Source organism: Microbacterium sp. HA-8, assembly GCF_046111165.1.
Taxonomy (GTDB): domain Bacteria; phylum Actinomycetota; class Actinomycetes; order Actinomycetales; family Microbacteriaceae; genus Microbacterium.
In genome coordinates this window covers 1,621,006-1,638,336 of record NZ_CP162025.1, presented here as the reverse complement: position 1 = coordinate 1,638,336, position 17,331 = coordinate 1,621,006, and the positions used below count along the sequence as shown (strand labels likewise).

Here is a 17,331-nt window from a genome sequence, read left to right as displayed (position 1 = left end):
CGGGCGCTGAGCCGCGTGCGGGCGCAAGCGACGGGTGAAACGCGCATCCGCCCCGACGAAACCCGCAGGATCGGCGTGAGGACGGCCCGCGCTCGGCTCTGATCCGGTAGTCCGGTAGAGACTCGTCGGGTTCATCGCGGAGCCTGGTGGTCCGAAGCATCGTTCCGTCGTCCGTCTTGTCTTCCTGATCCTCCCGGCGCACCTCATGGTCGCACGGTCGCCCTCTCGGGTGGCTGTTGGCGGGAGGAGGTCAGGCGATGACTGCGACAGAGGACAAGCAGGCGGCGCGGCAGGCGACGCTCGACGCGCTGGAAGAACGCATCGTCCGCTCGGTCGAGGAACTGGTGTCAGGCGATGACTGGCGTCGTGCGATCGAGTTCGCCGCGAGGTTCCGTACCCGCTCGTTCAACAACACGCTGTTGATCTGGGCGCAGCACCTCGAAGCCTACGAACAGGGCCGGGTGCCGACGCCGACGCCGACGTGGGTGGCGGGGTTCAACGACTGGCGGAAGATGGGCCGCTGGCCTGAGAAGGACGGCGGCTACCGGATTCGCGGTCCGGTCAAGGCGAGGTTCGCGTCGGCGACCCCGCGCGATCCGGCATCGTGGCGGCGGCTGGGGAAGCAGGAGAAGCCGCGGCCGGGCGAGGTCGTGCGCCGCCGGATAGTCAGTGTCGTCCCGGCCTATGTGTGGGACGTGTCGAGGACGCACGGAGACCCTATTCCCGAGCTGCCGCGTCCGAGGCTCCTGGAAGGCGAAGCCCCGGCCGGGCTGTGGGAGGGCCTGGCCGAGCAGGCGGAGTCGCTGGGGTTCGAGGTGCTGCGCATGCCGCGCGAGAGCATCGATCGTCACGCGAATGGATGCACCGATTTCGAGACCCGGCAGGTGATGGTCAGCGCGGACATGGACCCGGCCGCACGGGCCAAGACTCTCGCGCACGAGCTGGCGCACGTCCGGCTGGATGGCCCGAACCAGCAGGACGACGCCCGTCAGCATCGCGGGATCAGCGAGGTGCGGGCCGAGTCGGTGGCGCTGATGATCGCGGCCGCGCACGGCATGGACACCAGCGACTACACGATCCCGTATGTCGCCGGATGGGCGTCGAGCGTGGACGGGAAAGACCCCGTAGCGGTAATCCGTGCCACGGGCGAGCAGGTGCGCAGCACCACCTTCGACATCCTCGACAAGCTCGACACCGCCCAGCTCAGCAACGGCAACCCGCTGTCCTTGCGGACCACCGGCCCGGAGCACACGCCGCAGGCTCAGGAGACACCCCAGCGGGCACCGTATCGGGTTGAGCCGCTGCCGGAACGGGAAACACCCGCCGCCGCGCCGGTCGGCTCGGGACGGGGGCTGTGATGGTCACCGCCGCCATGGCTGCCGCCATGTTCCGCGGGCTCGACGGGGCGCCGCTGCCGGTCGCGGCGCGTGAGCTGGCGCAGGCAGACGTGCCGGTGTTCCCGTGTGCGCCGGGCGGGAAGCGCCCGATCCCGGCGCGCGGGTTCCACGCGGCCAGCAGCGACCCGGACCGTGTTGAGGGATGGTGGCGGTCACGGCCGACCGCGAACATCGGCATCCCGACCGGCGCGGTCTCGGGGCTGGTCGTGATCGACGTGGACGTGCACGACGTCAACGGGTACGCCGCCTATGCGCGGGCGGCGCGGGCCGGGCTGGTCCCGCAGCCGTTGGCCGTCGTCCGCACGCCCACGGGCGGTCAGCATGCCTACTTCCCGGCGGACCCGACCTGTGAGCAGCGGTCCTGGCAGGCCGGGAAGGTCGGCATCGACTGCCGCGGTGATGGTGGCTACATCATCGCCCCGCCCTCGGTCCTGCGGCTCGACGGCGTGCGCACTCCGTACCGGGTCGAGCAGGTCGCTGCCGGCGCTGCTCGGCCGATAGACGCGGGCCGGCTGCGGGATTTCCTCGATCCTCGGCCCGCGCCACGGCCACGCACAGTGCAGCCGATTCGTGGAGAGGACGCGGAGCGGCTGGCGTCATGGCTGGGCCGGCAGGCCACCGATCGCAACCTCAAACTGTTCTGGGCCTCCTGCCGCTTGGCCGAGGGCGGGGTGGCCGTCGCCGATGCCCTGGATGCGATGGTGACGGCCGCGCAGTCCGACTTCGGGGAGCGGGAGATCACCCGCACCGTCTACAGCGCCTACCGCAGCGTCGGCGGCGGAGCCCGGCAGGATCGCTCCGCCGCCTCGCTGAGTCCTCCCGCCGGTGCGTTCGCTCGCCGGAGCCCACAGCAACGGGCGCCCGCATCGAGAGGCTTGCCATGAAGGAGCTGCGCAGCCGCCGGTGGGCGGTCACGACCTCGGTCGCCGGGACGGTGTTCATCGCCGCCGGCGCGTTCTGGTTGTCCTTCACCTCCTTGGCCGACCTCGCCCGCAGGTCCGGGATCGGTGCGGATCAGGCATGGGCATGGCCCCTGATCGTCGATGGCGTGATCGTGGTCTCCACGGTCGCCGTCGTCGCGCTCGCTGGTGAGCGGGCGGCGTGGTATCCGTGGGCGCTGCTGGTCGGCGGTGCGGCGGTGTCGGTGACGGCGAACAGCCTTCATGCGGTGGTCGCGGCCGATGCCGATGTTCCCGGACCGCTTGCCGCGGCGGTCGCTGCGGTGCCACCGGTCGTGCTGCTGGCGATCACCCATCTGACCGTCGTCCTGACCCGCGCCAGCACGCGCCCCGCCGATGTGCGACAGGTGGTTGAGCCGTTCCCTGCTCTGCCACAGGGCGAGGCGGCGTCCCTCGATCCGGCTCCTACGACGGCGGGCACCCTCGACGCGGGCACGGTCGACGGGTCGGATCGCCGGGCGGTCGCGGCAGAGCTGCGCGAGCAGGACTGGTCGAACAAGGCCATCGCCCGGCACCTGGGCGTGCATCCCTCGACGGTCGGGCGCTGGCTGCCGCCCGCTCACCAGTCCAATGAGGCTGACCCGTCCGGGTCACAGCCCGAGATGGAAGGAGCCCAGCGATGAACGACGAGGACCGGCTGCACGAGCAGCATCACCAGCACCCCGAGCCTGAGCAGGCTGCACGGGGGAAGAAGGACCCCGACCCGACCGAGGCTGCGGAGGCGGTGGGGACGCCGGATGCGGTCAAGGAGGCCGAGTCCCGCAAGGCCGCGAAGGAGAAGCTGGCGCGCGTTCGGGGGCGGGGCGTGGATTGGGTGCGCCCGACCGATCTGTTCGCCCAGAGCGGCGGGGCGTTGTCTCGCCGCGGCATCGACCGTACCGCCAACCTGAACCGTCGCGTCCGTGCCCCGATCGAGAAGGGCGCGCGCTGGGTTGCCAACCGCGCCAAGCGGCTGCCGCCCCTGTCGGCGTTCGGTCGCCGTGGCGGTCACGAGCTGGGACCGCGCCGCTCCGGGGTCGGGATGAGGTAGACGGGTGGTGATGAGTCGTGGACGCCCGGTTGGTCGAGTCAGAGCCCGCAGTCGCCTGCGGGTGCACCTGCCCGCCAGGAGGTGCCTAGACCATGACCAACAACACCCGCACCGCAAGCGAGGCCAGCGGCTCGTCGGCTGAGGACTACCGCAGCAGCGAGGGGCTGCGTGCCCTGCTGAAACGGCTCCACGTCGCCGGTCGCGGCGCCTGGGAGCACGACCCGGTGGCAGCGGAGCTGATGGCGTTCGCCGCCGAGAGATACGCGGCTCTCGCGCACAAGCACCACCTCGACCCGTGGGAGGCTGCGTCGGCGGCGTTCGATGTGATGCGCACCAAGACCGCCCGCACCGCGGACGACCCGTGGGCAGTCGTCACGCACGCGGTACGGATCACCTGCATCGCCGAGGAACGCGGCCAAGGTCTGCTGTGCTCGACGCACCAGGCGCGCCGGCCCCGCTACTCGGTGTTCCACGATCCCGAACGGCTCTCCGACCGTGAGAACGTCCTGTCGGACTATCACCCCGCGTTCCAGATCAAGGACGCTCACGACCGCGACGACGACACCCCGGACCAGGGGCCAGCCGAGCCGGCGGCAACGTCGGCTTCGTCGGCGGTCGAGGACGCGATCACGCTGCTGGTGCTGCTGGACTGGCCCAAAGGCACGGCACGCTCGGCGGTGGAGCACGTCTGCGTCGCGCTGACTCGTGTCGGGAACCGGCACACCGCCTATGAGACGCTGCGGCGCGACAAGCACGCCAGGGCGCTGATCGACCTGCCCAGCCGCTCGTGGGCGGTGCTGCTGCGCGCCCTGCTGGGCTGCCCGGACCCGGCGCTCGCGGCCACCAGCGCAGGGCGGGGCGTGCTGTTGCGGCTGCTGATCGGCGAGACGCTGCCGGTGCTGCTGCGCGACGACGACCTCGTGCTCACCCTCTCGCTGGCCGCGCCGGGCACGAACACGCCCAACGGCAAGAAGTCGCGGGGTGCGGGATGAGCGCGCCTGCCGGGCACATCGAGCTGGAGCGGGCGGTGGACTCCATCACGGTCGGCCACCGGCACCGCACGGATCTGGGCGACCTCGACGCGCTGGCCGCGTCGATCGACCGGGGCGGGCTGTTGCAGCCGCCGACGATCACCCCGGACGGGGTGTTGGTGTGCGGGGCGCGCCGGCTGGCGGCGATCAAGAAGCTCGGCTGGCGGCGCGTCAGCGTGTGGGTGCGCTCGGGCATCTCGGACCGGCTCGGGCATCTGCTGGCCGAGCAGGACGACAACCAGCTTCACAAGCCGCTCACCCCGATCGAGGCCGCCGCCTTGTACCGGGAAATCAAGGAACTCATGGCCGAGGACGCCGCCCGCCGCAAGGCCAAGACCCAGTTCCACGACGGCCACGAACCGGGACAGCATGGTCCCGCCGATTCAGCGGGACCATCGGACTCCCATCAGCTCGGGGATGCTCGCGCTCAGGCGGCACGGATGGTGACCGGCTCCGCGTCCTACAGCCGGCTGGAGCAGATCGGGCACCTGCGACGACTGGCCGACGACCCGACCGTCTCCGATCTGATGCGGGCTCAGGCGCGGGACGGGCTGGCGCAGATCGAGGCCGGCGCGCCGGTCAACCCGATCTTCCAACGACTGCGCGACGCCCAAGGCGAGGCCGACAGCGAGCGGGACCGGCGGCTGCACGAGCTGGCCGACGAAGCCTTGGCCCGCGTACACGCCGCCAAGACCAGCAAGACCAGCAAGCCGGCTACGCCGAAGCGTCGTCCGGTCGTGGAGGATGAGCGGCCGGCCAGGTATCCGGTGCGGGCGTTCGTGCTGACCTGGGGCGACCTGGAAGCGTGGTGGACCCACTACGACGTGGACGAGCTGGCCGTCGAGCTCACCGCTGAGCAGGCCGAGGCGTTCTTCGCCACGGTCGAGGGCACCACCGAGTTCGCCGACCGGCTCCGGGTCGCCCGCACCGAGACGCGATCAGACCGGCCGTTACTGCGCGCGCTCTGAGCCACCCGGCCTCGCCAGGCGCCTGTGGGTTCACCTCCGGGCATGAAGACGACTCCCGCCTCCTGGTCCCGTGGCCGGCTGATCGCCGTGATCGCCGCCGGCCTCGTCCTGCTCATCCTGATCGGCGTCGGCGTGTACGGGCTCATCACTGGCCCACGCCCCGCTGGCGACCCGAACCCTGCGCCCGCCCCCACCGTCACCGAGCCGGGCGAGTCCGAGACGGGCAGACCGGGGCCGCCGCGGGTGATGCCATCGAACGACCCGGACGAGTTCGCCCGCAACGTCGCCGAGGTGCTGTTCGCCTGGGACACCGGCTCCGGTCTGATGCCGCTGGACTACTCCGCCGCGATCTTGGAGGTCGGAGACCCGTCCGGTCATGAGCAGGCCGGCCTCGCCTCCGACATCGCCGGCTATCTGCCGACCCGTGAGGCGTGGATCGAGCTGCGCAAGTACGCCACGACCCAGCACCTCACAATCGAGTCCTCGTTCGTGCCCGAGGCGTGGGGGCAGGCGGTCGAGCAGGCTCAGCCTGGTCAGCTCCCGGCCGGTGCCACCGCGGTCACGATCGAGGGCACCCGGCACCGCGAGGGCGTCTGGAACGGCGAGCCGGTGACGTCGGAGCACTCGGTGTCCTTCACCGTGTTCCTGGCCTGCCCGCCCCCGGCACCCGAGTTCCGCTCCGGCCTGTGTCATGTGCTGCGCCTGTCGCAGCTCGACAACCCGCTCCGATAGCCGTGAGGGGTTGTCGTGGTCAAGAAGCTGCTCATCCTCGGGCTCGTCTTCGTGCTGTTCGGCCCCGCCTGCGTCCTGCTGGCGATCGGCGTGCTGATGAACCCTGCCGCCGCGAACTGCGCGGTCCCCGCCGGTAGCGTCACGGTCGAGAATGTCCCTGACTCGCTGACGGTCACCACCGCGGACGGCACCACGTTCACGCTGAACAAGACCCAGCTCACGCACGCGGCCACGATCATCACGATCGGAGGCGGGATCGAGGGTGTCGGCCGCCCCGGAGTCACGATCGCGCTGATGGCCGCGCTCACCGAGAGCACCCTGCGGATGCTGGCGAACACCGGTACTTATCCCGAGAGCGGCGACTACCCGAACGACGGCAACGGGTCGGATCACGACAGCCTGGGCCTGTTCCAGATGAGGCCGCAATCGGGTTGGGGAACCGTCGCGGAGCTGATGGACCCGCAGTACCAAGCGAGGGCGTTCTTCGGCGGGCCGACCGGCCCGAACTACCCCTCGCCGCGGGGTCTGCTGGACATTCCGGGCTGGCAGCAGATGGACCCCGGCGAGGCCGCACAAGCCGTCGAGGTGTCGGCCTTCCCGGATCGCTACCGCAACTACGAGCCGGTCGCAGAAGCCATCCTTGACGCCCTCACCGGCGCATCCGGCGGCACCGGCGAGGCCGGGCCGGCGAGCGTCGTGCTCGCCGCGGGGCCGGTGGCCGAGCCGTCGCGGGTGGTGTTCCCGCTGCCCGAGGGCACCTGGGTGATGACCTCGCCGTTCGGGCCGCGCATCCACCCGATCACCAGGGAGCCGTCGTTCCACACCGGCACCGACTTCGCCGCACCGGATGGCACCCCGATCCTCGCCGCGGCGGACGGCACCGTGACGGTCGCGGAGTTCAGTGGCGGCTACGGCGGGCTGATCGTGATCGAGCATCATATCGACGGTGCCACGGTGGCGACGGCCTACGCCCATATGTGGGAGCACGGCATTCACGTCTCGCCCGGTGACCGGGTGGTCGCCGGGCAGCACATCGGCGATGTCGGCAGCTCGGGCAACTCGACGGGGCCGCATCTGCACTTCGAGGTCCGGCCCGACGGCACCAGCGGCGAGGCCGTCGATGCCGCGAAGTGGCTCAACGACCACAACGCGGCCGACCTGCCCGAAGCCACGGCCGGCAGCCCGAACGAGTGCAGCTCCGGCGGCACGGCAGGTGCGCCCGCGCCGCTGGACGGCGACCCCGACCAGATGGTCGATGACCCCACGAGCGACGGGCAGATCACCGCGCGGATGGCGCACGTCATGGTGCAGGCCCGTGCGGCGTTCCCCGACACCTCGTGGGCGTGCTACTCGCCCCGGCCGGGCACTGTGTCGGAACATCCGCTGGGCAGGGCATGTGATGTGACGTTCGGGAACGCGATCGGGCACCACCCGACGCCCGCGCAGCTCGAGGACGGGTGGCGGGTGACGAACTGGCTGAAAGACCACGCCGAGGTCTTGGGCGTGGAGTATCTGATCTGGCAAGACCAGATATGGTCCCTCGCCCGCGATGCCGAGGGCTGGCGCGACTACACCCGCGGTACTGATATCACCACCAAGCACATAGACCACCTGCACATCACCGTCCAAGCCGGCGGTGCCTGATGGGTGTGTTCCCCGACTTCGACGGTCTCGGCGGGATCGGTGACCTGAAACAGGTCATCGGAGCCCTACTGACGATCGTGCTCATCGTCGCGGTGCTCATGGTCATCGTCTCGGGGATCTGCTGGGCGCTGGGCGCCTCGCACGGCAACCACTCCCTGGCCTCCAAGGGTCGGGTCGGGGTGCTCGTCGGCGTCGGTGCCGCGGCGCTCGCGGGCGCCGGCGTCGCGTGGGTGAACTGGCTCATCGCTCTCGGCAACCAGCTCTGACCCTTCCGGCTCGTCTATAGGCCCGCTCTCCACTTGGGGAGCGGGCCCTTCTTTCGCCTGTTCTCGCCAGTCGCTTCCTGGTTCACCTCGCCGCCACAAGCCATCCGCTCAGCGAGGGAGTAACCGCCGTGATCGACATTGACCCCAACAGCAACGGCCTGCCCGGCATCGAACAGCTCCGCACCATCGTCGGCGCCGTGATGACGGTCGGCCTCATCCTCTCCGTCTTGGCCTTGATCGTGAGCGCGATTGTCTGGGCTTACGGCGCCAACAGCTCGAACCCGCACTTGTCCGGCAGGGGGAAGCTGGGCGTCCTCATCTCCTGCCGTGCCGCGGTGATCTGCGGTGCGGCGGTGACGCTCGTGAACTTCTTCTGGAACGTCGGCCAGGCCGTATAGGGCCGCCGATCACAGCAGGAGATTCGTGATGGGTGTTTGCGACGTTCCCGTGATTTCGACCGTCTGCGACGTGGCCGGCGAGGCCGCCGCGACGGTCGTGGCCGCCCCGTTCGACTGGCTCGCGCAGGCGATGGGCGGCGCGGCCGGATGGCTGATCGAGGCGATGTGGTCGGTGTTCGACACGACCACGCTGGTCGATGTCCAGACGGACGGGTTCACCAGCGTCTACAACCTGATCTTCGGCATCGGGGTCTTCCTCGTCCTGATCTTCTTCTGCCTCCAACTCATCACCGGGCTGGTCAGACGTGACCCGACCGCGCTGTCTCGTGCCGCGCTCGGCGCGGCGAAATCGGTGCTGGGCGCGTTCGTGGTCGTCACGCTGACCGCGCTCGCGCTGGAAATCGTGGACCAGCTCTGCATCGGCATCATCCAGGCGTCCGGCGAGACCACCGGGACGATGGGCGACAAGATCATCCTGCTCGCCGCCGGGCTGAGCGGTATCAACATCGCCGCGCCCGGCGTCGGCGCCATCGTGACGATCTTCCTCGCCGGGCTGATGATCGCCGCCGTCGCGATCGTCTGGTTCAGCCTGTTGATCCGCAAGGCGCTGCTGCTGGTCGGCGTCGTCCTGGCGCCGATCGCGTTCGCCGGAGCGTCCTGGGATGCCACCAAAGGGTGGATCGGGAAATGGGCGGCGTTCGTGATCGCCCTCATCGTCAGCAAGCTCGTACTCGTCGTCATCTTCCTGCTGGCGATCACGCAGATAGCGACCCCGGTCGAGCTGGACATCTCAGCTGTGACAGAGCCGATCACCGGCATCGTCCTGATGGGCATCGCGGCGTTCGCGCCCTACATGGTCTACCGCTTCGTGTCCTTCCTCGGCTTCGACCTCTACCAGCAGATGGGCACCGAGCAGGAAGCCAAGAACGCGCTCAACCGCCCGCTCCCGATCCCGTCCAAGCCCCAGGGCGGCGGCGAGCCCAAGAAGGTGCTCGATGATCCCATGGGCGGTGGCGGGTCCGGCGGCGGATCGGGCGGAACACCGCCGCCCAAGACACCCGCACCGGCTGCCGGAGGTGGCGGAGGCGCTGGAGCAGGAGCAGGAGCCGGCGGCGGTGCCGGTGCTGGCGCGGGGGCCGGTGCTGCGGCAGGTCCCGCCGCTGCGGTGATCGTCGGGGCGCAAGTCGTCAAAGGCGCGGCCGAGGCCGGACCGAAGGCAGGCAAAGCCGTCGCCGGTCAGGCCGAGACCGCCGCAGGCGCCGCTGACGAGCCCGGCACCGTGCCGTCGAAGACGCCGCCGCCTTCGACTCCGCAGCCGCGGACTCCTACGCCTTCGTCCAATCCCACGGCGTCGCCGTGGAAGAAGGAGTGACCGGCCGTGCCTACGACAACGGAGCAGAAGGTGCCCGGTAGCGAGCTGACGCCGGTGAAGTTCAGCCGCCTCACTCGCCGAGGTGTGCTGCTGGGGCTGTCGGTCGCGCAGCTCGTCACCCTCGGTATCGGCGGGCTGACGGTGCTGGCGGCGTTCTACGGCGGGGCCGGGATGCTGCTGGTCTACACCGCGCCGGTGTGGGTGCTCGCCGTGGTGCTGACCTGGGTGCCGGTCGCCGGGAGGCCGATGGTCGAATGGCTCCCGGTCGCCTGCTGGTGGCTGTGGCGCTCCACCGGCGGGCAACTGCTCTACCGGCGGCGCATCGTCAAGCCCCGCCCGGCCGGGAACCTGGCGCTGCCCGGCGACATGGCACGGCTCCGCGAGCACCTGGACCCCGAGACCGGGGCGTGCATGATCCACGACCCCCGCCAGGCCACCCTCACGGTCGTCTGCGAGGTCACGCATCCCGCGTTCGTGCTGCTGGACCCCGGCGAGCAAGAACGGCGGGTCACCTCGTGGGGGCGCGTGCTCGCCACGGTGTGCCGGTCCGGGCGAATCGCCACGCTGCAAGTGCTCGAACGCACCCTGCCCGACTCCGGCAGTGGCCTGGCCGAGTGGTGGGCCGAGCACGGCACCGCCGACGACACTTGGGCCTCACAGACCTACGCCGAACTGATCGAACGCGCCGGTCCCGCCGGCGAGCGGCACGCCACGACAATCAGCCTGAGCCTGGACATGAAGACTGCCGCCCGGCAGATCAGGACCGCAGGCGGCGGCATCCGTGGCGCCGCCACGGTGCTCCGGCAGGAGATGGCAACACTCACTGCGGCGCTGCGGTCGGCGGACCTGACGCCTACCGGGTGGCTCGGCCCCGGCCAGGTCGCCGTGATCCTGCGCTCGGCCTACGACCCGGCCGTGGCCGCGACGCTGGAACGGCACGGACGGCTCGGGCAGGAACTCGCCGCGGCCGGTCCCGTCGCGGTCACCGAGACCTGGGGCAACCTGCGCACCGACTCGGCCTGGCACACCGTCTTGTGGGTCAGCGAGTGGCCGCGGTCGATGGTCTATCCCGGCTTCCTCGCCCCGGTACTGCTGTCCACCGGCATCCAGCGGTCGGTGTCGCTGATCTACACGCCCATGCGCTCCGACCAGGCCGCCCGCGACATCCGCAAGAAGAAGGTCGAACACATCTCAGATGCTGCCCAGCGGGCACGGATGGGGCAGATCGAGGACGCTAGCCAGACCGCCGAGTATCAGGACGTTCTGCAACAGGAAGCCGACCTGACCGCCGGACACGGCGTGCTGCGCGTGTCTGGCCTCATCAGCGTCTCCGCGTCCACGCTCGACGAGCTGGAAGCCGCGACCGCAGCGATCGAACAGTCCGCCATCCAAGCCTCCTGCGAGACCCGAAAGCTCGTCGGCCAGCAGGCGGCGTCGTTCACCGCGGCGGCGCTGCCGCTGTGCCGGATCGTGTGACCACCCGGCGCACCTGGCAGGCATCCGAAACAGCCCCAGAGGGAGGCCCGCGATGCCTACGTTCACCGATCCCACCCGCGACGCCAACGAGGCGTACGAGGCGTTGCGCGGGCTCGCGCACGCCAGCCGCACCTTCGAGGACCCATCCGACACCTACGCGGTGATCGGCGATCTGTTGGGCGGGATGCGCGCGATGCGGCAGGTGCTCGACCAGCTCGCCAATGCTCATCTGAGCCGCCAGCATCACGTCACCGACGACGCCCACGACCAGACGGCCGGTGCGGCGGCCGCGTTGGCGGCGGCCGACGAGCTGCACCACGCCGGCACGCTCATCGACCAGGCCGACGATCGCCTCAACGCGGCATTCACGCACTCGGGCCGGATCGTCTGGAACCCGCAGGATCGCCTCATGGAGCGATGGGTCGGCATCGTGTTCCTCCAAGGCGAGGAAGCCGACCGTGTGCTCGACTTCATCGACGCCCACGGCGTCGAGGCAGGGATCGACCATCTGTCTCAGTGGGACTACGGCGCCGAGACCACCGACGCGGCGATGGTCAACGGCGATGTCCACGACTCCGCGCCCGTCTACGCGGGCGACCGGCAGGCCGAGACCGGCGACTACGCGATGACCTACAACCCGCAGGCCGGGCACGTCGCCCTCTACCGGCGGCACCTGATCCGCGCCGAAGACGCCATCGACCCGCCCGCCGAAGCACACGTCCCCGCCCGGCGTCCAACTCTCACCCGCGAGACGACCGGGCGGCATAGCGCCGTCCGGGAGGGCGGCTGGTTCGAGCATCCCGGCGTCGCCGCCGTGAAGCAGGCCCGCGGTCTGTCGATGTAGATCGCGCCGCACTCCTGGACGGGCGGGCGAGCACCTGGCGGGCATGAACACCAGAGAGCCCGTTCATCCCACGACCACGCACGCCGGCGCACTCGTGCTCACGGTCTGGCCCGATACACCGTTGGGCGAGCACCGGAGGTACGCCTACCGCATCGAGGACTCCGCGACCGGGCAGGTGCTCGACGGCCGGGACCTGTTCACCGGAGCCGGTGCCCCGGTCTCCCCGGACCGGGCGATGCGAGACCTCGCCGCGTACCTGACCGCGGCCGGTGACGCCCGCCAGTACGCCATCGACAACCCCGGTCGCAGGCCCGAGCACGAGGGGTTGTTCCCCGGCTGGGTGGCCGAGGCCTCGCGCCAGAACGCGGACGCGCTGGCCCTGATCGTCGAGCCCGACCCGCCGGAGCCGCTGCGCCGGTCGGCCCCCGACCCGTCGTGGTTCGAGCGTCCCCACGGTAGCGCGGCGCACACGACGCGGGGGATGTCGCTGTGAGCCGGGACGAGAAGCTGCACACCGCCGTCCTCGTCGCCCCGGCGTCCGAGCGGCGGCGGCTGCGCAAGGCACGCAAGGAAGCGGCTGCGCGACTGGTCGCCCAGCAGCGCCAGGCGGAGAAGGAAGCGGCCAGGGCGAAGGCCGAGGCCGAGCGTGCCGAGCGTCGCGCCACCGTCTACCTGCCGCCCGCGGGTGAGCCCGGACCGGCGATGCTCCGCTCACCGGGGCGGTTCCGGCTGCCCCGGCATCAGGACACCAGCGCGGTGCTCGCCGGTCAGTACCCGTTTCTCGCCGAGGCCGGGCTGGGGTCGTCCGGCATGTTCATCGGCCAGGACCTCTACTCGGGTTCGTCGTTCGTCTACGACCCCTGGGAGTTGTACCGGCGGGGCGTCATCACCGCCCCGAACCTGATCCTGGCGGGCATCGTCGGCTCCGGGAAATCGTCGCTCGCCAAGAGCCTCTACACCCGCAGCCTGCCCTTCGGCTACCGCGTCTACGTCCCCGGTGACCCCAAAGGAGAGCACAGCGGCGTCGCCGAGGCCGTAGGCGGGAAGGCCATCATCCTCGGGCACGGGATGGGCAACCGCCTCAACCCCTTGGACGAGGGCTACCGGCCCGGCGGTCTCTCCGATCAAGAGTGGGCCACGACCCTCGCCGCCAGGCGCCGTGACCTGCTCGGCGCGCTCACCGAGACCGTGCTGGATCGACCGCTCGCACCCCTCGAACACACCGCCATCGACACCGCCCTTGCCGGGACGGTGCGCGACGCGGAGGTGCCGATCCTGCCGATGGTGGTCGACCGGCTGCTGCGCCCCGACCCGACCGACGACCCGGACGGGCGACTCACCGAAGACGGCCGGCTCGTCGGCCACGCCCTGCGCCGCCTGGTGGCCGGCGACCTGGCCGGCCTGTTCGACGGGCCGAGCACCGTCAGGTTCGATCCGTCGCTTCCGATGGTCAGCCTCGACCTGTCCCGGGTCACCGAGAACTCCACGCTCATCAGCGTTCTGATGACCTGCTCATCGGCATGGATGGAAGCCGCGCTGCTCGACCCGAACGGCGGACGCAGATGGGTGATCTACGACGAGGCGTGGCGGCTCATGTCGCACCCGGCGCTGCTGCGACGGATGGACGCCCACTGGCGGCTCGCCCGACACTACGGGCTGGCGAATCTCTTGGTGTTCCACAAGCTCACCGACTTGGAGAACGTCGGCGACATGGGCTCAGCGAACCGAGCGCTGGCGAACTCGCTGCTGGCGAACGCAGAGACCAGGATCGTCTATCGGCAGGAGACCGACCAGCTCGGTCCCACAGCCGCGGCGCTCGGACTTACCGGCACCGAACAGCGCCTCCTGCCAGGGCTCGGCACCGGGCAGGGCCTCTGGCGCATCAAGGACCGCAGCTTCGTCGTGCAGCACCAGCTCCACCCCGCCGAGCTGGCCGCCTTCGACACCACCGCCCGTATGACCGGAAACACCCAGGATCATGCGCGGACTTCCATGAACTGAAGCATCGCAATGGGCACCGGCGCAGTCGGTGTCCTTGGAAGGTCGACTATCGGGAGGCCAATCCGCACATTGGCGATGTCGTCCACTCCGAGCTGCAATCACTCGGAGCAGTCGACGTGAGGAAAGGAGTCAACGAGTTGTCTATCGGCAAGCAGCAGGCTGAAAGGAGCGAAGTGGATCACCGCTGATACCGCGGGTGTAGTCGCGGTCGCCCACTCGCCGCTGCCGCTGTCTCGTGACATGCGGACAACTAGCGCCTCGTGGCTGCCCTCTACATGAGCCGGGCTTCTGTTCGGCGCGATGGCTGCCAGGAACCTTATGTCTTCAGGCGGTTGGGCTGGGATGCCTTCGCGCACAATACGAACAAGATCAGGGTGCGAGTCGATGAGTTTTGGAGTCAGGGCCGTCATACCCGCGATCGCTGCGCGGATGAATCTGCCGGGACGCACGTCGGTAAGCTCGCCCGCGATTTGGGTACGCTGGCCCTTCCATTGCGAGCGGAGCAAGTGGCCGGCGTAACAGTGCGCCCACCGGATGTACTCGTCATCCCAGGGTGACGTGCTTGCACGGCAAGCCTCACAGTGCGCGTACCGGCTCGCGCCCCCGAGTCTCGGTCGACCGTAGGCGAGGTGGTTATCTGCCGTTGTGCCTCCCCAAGCGAAGCTTCCCCGGTTGAAGGCTGCCTTCGGCGGTACGTGAGCTTGGGTGAGCTTCGCTCGGCTCCCGCAGAGGGCGCACCTGTCGGTTCTGGCCTGCCGGCCACTCGGCCGAAACCCCTCCTGTTCGGTCATCTCGCCTCCTCCTGAAAGGCTAGCGGTGGAGGCCGAGTTCGTCGTTGGTCGTCCGACGGAGTGCGGTCCTGGCTCACCTCGCGGCCATGAGGAAACCCGAGCCCGAATCCGTCCCGGTATCCATCCCTCTCGTCGTGCTCGACGTGCACGAGGACGGCACGGTGACCGTCACCGTCGACGGGAAGCCACTGGCCCCGGCGCCGTTCGCGCCGCTGTGGCGGCGATCCTCGTTCGGGCAGATCATTGACCGCGCCACCAACGACCGGACGATGCCGGCGCGGGTCGAGGTCCGCGAGAGCGACGGCACGAGCTTCACCGACATCATCGCGCCCCGCCGTCGCCGAGCGCCCCAGCCGAAGCCCGAGGTCGAGAAGTCGACGCCACGACCCGTGTTCCTCACCGTCGAGGGCGACGGGTTCGTTCCCGGTGAGGACGTGGCAGTCGCGGTGGTCACCGGCCACACTGACGCCTCCGGGACCGGCGCCGCTCGCGCCCTCATCGACCCGACGCAGGTCAGCTCCGATGCTGCGGGCGGGGTCGTGGAGGTGCTGTTGTTCGGCGGCGTCTCCGGCACCACGATTATCCGGCGGCTGCCGTGAACGGTCAGGGCCGGCAGACCGGCTCGTTCGGGGACGAGCTGACCAACGCCGCCATGATCGGGCTGGTCGTCCTGTTCGGCGTCGCGCTGATCCTGCGCGCCGCTGGATCGATGGCCGCGTTCCTGACTGGCACACCGCAGCCGGCCGGCGATCCCGCCTCCGGGGTCGGAGTGCTGTTCCGCCCCGGCGACCCCGGCTCGGCGCTCGACGCGGACGGCCTCAACCCCGTCGTCTACTGGCTCGTCGCCGGGCTGCTGCTCGCCGGCCTCGTCACCGGCGGCCTATGGGTGTGGCTGCGGTTGCGCCGCCACACCCACCGGATCGAGCAGGACCCGCGCCGCATGGCCGGGATCGCCACCCGGCACGAGGTCGCCGCCGCGGCGTCCGACAAGGCGCTGCTGCGCAGCGCCGCGAACCTGCGCCCCGACCTGAGCGACCCTCGGCCGCGGGACGTGGGCTACCGGCTCGGCACCTCGAAGGGCACCGGCGTGTGGGCGTCGGTCGAGGACTCGATCATGGTCATAGGGCCGCCCCGCTCCGGGAAGGGTCTGCATCTGGTGATCCCGGCGATCCTGGATGCCCCCGGTGCCGTCGTCGTCACGTCGACCAGGCCGGACAACCTCACCGCGACCATGCGCGCCCGCCGCAGGATCGGCCCCGTCGCGATCTTCGACCCCCAGCACTTGGCCGAGGGGCTGCCCGCCGGTCTGCGCTGGTCGCCGATCCGGGGCTGTGAGTCACCGCAGACGGCGATGATCCGCGCCACCGGGCTCGCCGCCGGCACTGGCCTGTCCGCGGGCGGCGTCGATGGCGGAGGCTTCTGGGAGGGCAAGACGCGGGCGGCGCTGCAAGCGCTGCTGCACGCGGCGGCGATCGACAACCGTCCGCCCGCCGAGCTGTTCCGGTGGACTCTCGATCCGACCGCGGCCGCTGACGCGGTGGCGATCCTGACCGGCTCCACCCAGGCCGCGACCGGATGGGCCGAGTCGCTGGAAGCGATAATCGACTCCGACCCCCGCACCCGCGACTCGATCTGGCAGGGCGTCTCCCTGGCTCTCGGTTCGCTGGCCGACCCGCGCGTGCTCGACGCCGTATCACCCGGCCCCGGCGAGGGCTTCGACCCCGAAGCGTTCATCCGCGACCGCGGCACGTTGTTCCTGCTGGCAACCGGCTCCGGTGCAGGAGCCAGCGCCGCGCTGGTCGCCGCGCTCGTGGAAGACCTCATCGAGACCGCCCGCCGCCTGGCCGCACGATCGGCCGGTGCCCGGCTCGATCCGCCGATGCTGCTGGCGCTGGACGAGATAGCCAACCTCTCGCCGTTGCCGTCATTGCCGACGCTGATGGCCGAAGGCGGCGGGTCGGGGATCACGACGATGCCGGTGCTGCAATCGCTCGCGCAGGCGCGGGATAAGTGGAACGAGCACCAGGCGAACGCGATCTGGGATGCCTCGATCGTCAAGGTGATCCTCGGTGGGGCTTCCAACAGCCGCGACCTACAAGACCTGAGCGCCTTGGTCGGCGAACGCGACGAATACACCGACTCCGTGACGCTGGGCGACCACGGCACCCGCTCCAGCCAGCGCTCCGTGCGCCGGGTGCCGATCTTCCCGCCGGACCGCATCCGACGGCTCCCGTTCGGGACCGGGATCGTGCTGCTGCGCTCCGCACCACCGATCGTCACAGACCTGCACCCCTGGCCGAAGCGCCCCGACGCCGCCCAGCTCACCGCCGACCGCGCCGACATCGAAGCCCTGCTGCGCCGCTCCGACACCTGAACGCCGGTCGCGGCAAGGAGCACCTGCCCGCCACAACAGCCCGCGCAC

17 protein-coding genes are annotated in these 17,331 nt (G+C 70.4%); all 17 read left to right on the top strand.

The genetic code is table 11. The annotated features are described in order from the left end of the window. The first annotated feature begins 257 nt into the window (after positions 1-257). The 17 genes from AB2L57_RS07805 to AB2L57_RS07725 all read left to right on the top strand — a co-directional run bounded on the left by AB2L57_RS07805 (position 258) and on the right by AB2L57_RS07725 (position 17,283). Positions 258-1,358, top strand: a complete 1,101-nt coding sequence (locus AB2L57_RS07805; protein ID WP_409048604.1) for an ImmA/IrrE family metallo-endopeptidase — start codon at positions 258-260, stop codon at positions 1,356-1,358. Further along, positions 1,358-2,281, top strand: a complete 924-nt coding sequence (locus AB2L57_RS07800; RefSeq protein ID WP_409048472.1) for a bifunctional DNA primase/polymerase — start codon at positions 1,358-1,360, stop codon at positions 2,279-2,281. Before AB2L57_RS07805 ends, AB2L57_RS07800 begins: the two co-directional genes overlap by 1 nt. Next, positions 2,278-2,979 carry a DUF2637 domain-containing protein gene (locus AB2L57_RS07795; protein ID WP_409048471.1) on the top strand — a complete coding sequence of 234 codons (702 nt, stop codon included), beginning with the start codon at positions 2,278-2,280 and terminating at the stop codon, positions 2,977-2,979. The genes AB2L57_RS07800 and AB2L57_RS07795 overlap by 4 nt, the downstream gene beginning before the upstream one ends. Next, positions 2,976-3,386 carry a hypothetical protein gene (locus tag AB2L57_RS07790; protein ID WP_409048470.1) on the top strand — a complete coding sequence of 137 codons (411 nt, stop codon included), beginning with the start codon at positions 2,976-2,978 and terminating at the stop codon, positions 3,384-3,386. Before AB2L57_RS07795 ends, AB2L57_RS07790 begins: the two co-directional genes overlap by 4 nt. A gap of 92 nt (positions 3,387-3,478) precedes the next feature. Then, positions 3,479-4,378 (top strand): hypothetical protein, encoded by a 900-nt coding sequence (locus AB2L57_RS07785; protein ID WP_409048469.1) that lies wholly within the window; start codon positions 3,479-3,481, stop codon positions 4,376-4,378. Beyond that, on the top strand, positions 4,375-5,385 hold the full coding sequence (locus AB2L57_RS07780) for a ParB N-terminal domain-containing protein (RefSeq protein ID WP_409048468.1): 1,011 nt from the start codon (positions 4,375-4,377) through the stop codon (positions 5,383-5,385). The genes AB2L57_RS07785 and AB2L57_RS07780 overlap by 4 nt, the downstream gene beginning before the upstream one ends. A 42-nt stretch (positions 5,386-5,427) precedes the next feature. Then, positions 5,428-6,117, top strand: a complete 690-nt coding sequence (locus AB2L57_RS07775) for a hypothetical protein (RefSeq protein WP_409048467.1) — start codon at positions 5,428-5,430, stop codon at positions 6,115-6,117. Positions 6,118-6,132: 15 nt separating this feature from the next. Continuing rightward, positions 6,133-7,761 (top strand): M23 family metallopeptidase, encoded by a 1,629-nt coding sequence (locus AB2L57_RS07770; RefSeq protein ID WP_409048466.1) that lies wholly within the window; start codon positions 6,133-6,135, stop codon positions 7,759-7,761. After that, positions 7,761-8,027 carry a DUF6112 family protein gene (locus AB2L57_RS07765; protein WP_409048465.1) on the top strand — a complete coding sequence of 89 codons (267 nt, stop codon included), beginning with the start codon at positions 7,761-7,763 and terminating at the stop codon, positions 8,025-8,027. The genes AB2L57_RS07770 and AB2L57_RS07765 overlap by 1 nt, the downstream gene beginning before the upstream one ends. 128 nt (positions 8,028-8,155) lie before the next feature. Then, positions 8,156-8,425: a DUF6112 family protein gene (locus AB2L57_RS07760; protein WP_409048464.1), complete on the top strand. Its 270-nt coding sequence runs from the start codon at positions 8,156-8,158 to the stop codon at positions 8,423-8,425. Positions 8,426-8,453: 28 nt separating this feature from the next. Beyond that, complete coding sequence (locus AB2L57_RS07755; RefSeq protein ID WP_409048463.1) at positions 8,454-9,797, top strand: conjugal transfer protein TrbL; 1,344 nt, start codon at positions 8,454-8,456, stop codon at positions 9,795-9,797. Between the two features lie 6 nt (positions 9,798-9,803). Continuing rightward, the gene (locus AB2L57_RS07750) at positions 9,804-11,273 is read left to right on the top strand and encodes an SCO6880 family protein (RefSeq protein ID WP_409048462.1); all 1,470 of its coding nucleotides are present in this window, start codon (positions 9,804-9,806) and stop codon (positions 11,271-11,273) included. Positions 11,274-11,325: 52 nt separating this feature from the next. Further along, the gene (locus AB2L57_RS07745; protein ID WP_409048461.1) at positions 11,326-12,117 is read left to right on the top strand and encodes a hypothetical protein; all 792 of its coding nucleotides are present in this window, start codon (positions 11,326-11,328) and stop codon (positions 12,115-12,117) included. Positions 12,118-12,160: 43 nt separating this feature from the next. Beyond that, positions 12,161-12,610: a hypothetical protein gene (locus AB2L57_RS07740; RefSeq protein WP_409048460.1), complete on the top strand. Its 450-nt coding sequence runs from the start codon at positions 12,161-12,163 to the stop codon at positions 12,608-12,610. Then, positions 12,607-14,118, top strand: a complete 1,512-nt coding sequence (locus AB2L57_RS07735) for an ATP-binding protein (protein ID WP_409048459.1) — start codon at positions 12,607-12,609, stop codon at positions 14,116-14,118. The genes AB2L57_RS07740 and AB2L57_RS07735 overlap by 4 nt, the downstream gene beginning before the upstream one ends. Positions 14,119-14,995: 877 nt before the next feature. Next, a complete protein-coding gene (locus AB2L57_RS07730; RefSeq protein WP_409048458.1) occupies positions 14,996-15,508 on the top strand; it encodes a hypothetical protein in 513 nt (170 codons plus the stop codon). Positions 15,509-15,561: 53 nt separating this feature from the next. Continuing rightward, positions 15,562-17,283, top strand: a complete 1,722-nt coding sequence (locus AB2L57_RS07725) for a type IV secretory system conjugative DNA transfer family protein (RefSeq protein WP_409048603.1) — start codon at positions 15,562-15,564, stop codon at positions 17,281-17,283. Positions 17,284-17,331: the final 48 nt, after the last annotated feature.

Coding starts and splice junctions, on each gene's coding strand:
- AB2L57_RS07805 (WP_409048604.1), top strand. CDS start 258: ATGACTGCGACAGAGGACAAGCAGGCGGCGCGGCAGGCGACGCTCGAC.
- AB2L57_RS07800 (WP_409048472.1), top strand. CDS start 1,358: ATGGTCACCGCCGCCATGGCTGCCGCCATGTTCCGCGGGCTCGACGGG.
- AB2L57_RS07795 (WP_409048471.1), top strand. CDS start 2,278: ATGAAGGAGCTGCGCAGCCGCCGGTGGGCGGTCACGACCTCGGTCGCC.
- AB2L57_RS07790 (WP_409048470.1), top strand. CDS start 2,976: ATGAACGACGAGGACCGGCTGCACGAGCAGCATCACCAGCACCCCGAG.
- AB2L57_RS07785 (WP_409048469.1), top strand. CDS start 3,479: ATGACCAACAACACCCGCACCGCAAGCGAGGCCAGCGGCTCGTCGGCT.
- AB2L57_RS07780 (WP_409048468.1), top strand. CDS start 4,375: ATGAGCGCGCCTGCCGGGCACATCGAGCTGGAGCGGGCGGTGGACTCC.
- AB2L57_RS07775 (WP_409048467.1), top strand. CDS start 5,428: ATGAAGACGACTCCCGCCTCCTGGTCCCGTGGCCGGCTGATCGCCGTG.
- AB2L57_RS07765 (WP_409048465.1), top strand. CDS start 7,761: ATGGGTGTGTTCCCCGACTTCGACGGTCTCGGCGGGATCGGTGACCTG.
- AB2L57_RS07755 (WP_409048463.1), top strand. CDS start 8,454: ATGGGTGTTTGCGACGTTCCCGTGATTTCGACCGTCTGCGACGTGGCC.
- AB2L57_RS07745 (WP_409048461.1), top strand. CDS start 11,326: ATGCCTACGTTCACCGATCCCACCCGCGACGCCAACGAGGCGTACGAG.
- AB2L57_RS07740 (WP_409048460.1), top strand. CDS start 12,161: ATGAACACCAGAGAGCCCGTTCATCCCACGACCACGCACGCCGGCGCA.
- AB2L57_RS07730 (WP_409048458.1), top strand. CDS start 14,996: ATGAGGAAACCCGAGCCCGAATCCGTCCCGGTATCCATCCCTCTCGTC.
- AB2L57_RS07725 (WP_409048603.1), top strand. CDS start 15,562: ATGATCGGGCTGGTCGTCCTGTTCGGCGTCGCGCTGATCCTGCGCGCC.